The organism is Phocaeicola coprophilus DSM 18228 = JCM 13818 (assembly GCF_000157915.1).
GTDB lineage: Bacteria > Bacteroidota > Bacteroidia > Bacteroidales > Bacteroidaceae > Phocaeicola > Phocaeicola coprophilus.
In genome coordinates, this window is the sequence record NZ_EQ973629.1 from 1 (window position 1) to 1,195 (window position 1,195).

The window sequence follows — 1,195 nt, forward strand, 5'->3', positions numbered from 1 at the left end:
ACAGGAGGCAAGGAGAAGTAAGACTAAAGATAGAATTGTTGTTTTCATGATATTAAAAATAAGTTGTTTATAATTCAATTTCAATAATGCTGTTTTCTGGATTTTGAACAATCGCATAGAATGTATTGTCTTTACCAGATGCAGCCAAATTATAACGAGGCATTCCCAAATTAACTATTTTAACTAGATTAAAATCATAGTCATAAACTCCTACAGTATGCCGCTTGGGTGAAGTTTGGCTTTTGTCATTACCTGTATAATCTGGGTCGTTCATAATACTAATGATGAAGTCTTCAGTCAGACAACACCCAACCAAACAATTTTTCCCGCCTTCTTTGACTTGCATTTGGTCTCCATTTATTGTGTATTCAGGATTTCCAAAAGTTCTTTCATTTAGTAATGATATATTAGAAGAGGTTACTTTAAATGTAGCTGCATAAGGAAGTACTTCTAAATAGAGTAATAGTATCTGATTTTCATGGTTATATACAATTTTCCCTGAATAGAAATGTTCCCGGTTTGCTATATCTGAAGAGAAAGGTAATTTACCAGCAGATGCTATTTCTTTTCCATCGGGTGAATATAACGTAATAACATGATCTTTTGTAGGATCATATGTTATGAAATTTCCATTTTTACACAGTTGTATAGATTGATTTTTTCCGTTGAAAACATTAAAGCTCCTAAATTCTTGTTTAAACTGATTTTCGGAAGAGCTAACAGCTGTTTGAAATGTTCCATATCTATTCCATGTCAAGAACTTATTTTCTCCAAAAGGGATACATTCTGGTAAAATAAATTCTTCTGGACCATTTCCAATCTGACCTACTTCCGATACAAGATGTCCTTTTGTATCGTAGATTTTTATAAAATTAGATACTTGTCTAGGATCTTGTAATACCAAGTAATCACCAATACAGATGAAACTTGCAGCACTTTTAATGAATAAGCTATCAGTTAGTACTTTTGGGGATACTTGGATTCGTTCTGTTTTTACTGGTTTTTGACTGCAAGAAATACAAAAAATACAAGCAATGAATATATTTAATAATTGTAGTTTCATAATGTCTTTGTAATGAAAGGATGAAAAAATAAATGAGAAAAGACAAAAATTAAAAGTAAAATCATTACATAACTTTTGTCTTTTCTCGTTTAATAGATTTTACTTAGTTACATAAATCACATGAACAGTCTG

General features: G+C 30.8%; 1 protein-coding gene. It reads right to left on the reverse strand.

Features of this window, described 5'->3' with window-relative positions; translation table 11 throughout:
• Window positions 1-67: 67 nt before the first annotated feature.
• On the reverse strand, window positions 68-1,063 hold the full coding sequence (locus BACCOPRO_RS00365) for a BF3164 family lipoprotein (RefSeq protein WP_008139834.1): 996 nt from the start codon (window positions 1,061-1,063) through the stop codon (window positions 68-70).
• Window positions 1,064-1,195: the final 132 nt, after the last annotated feature.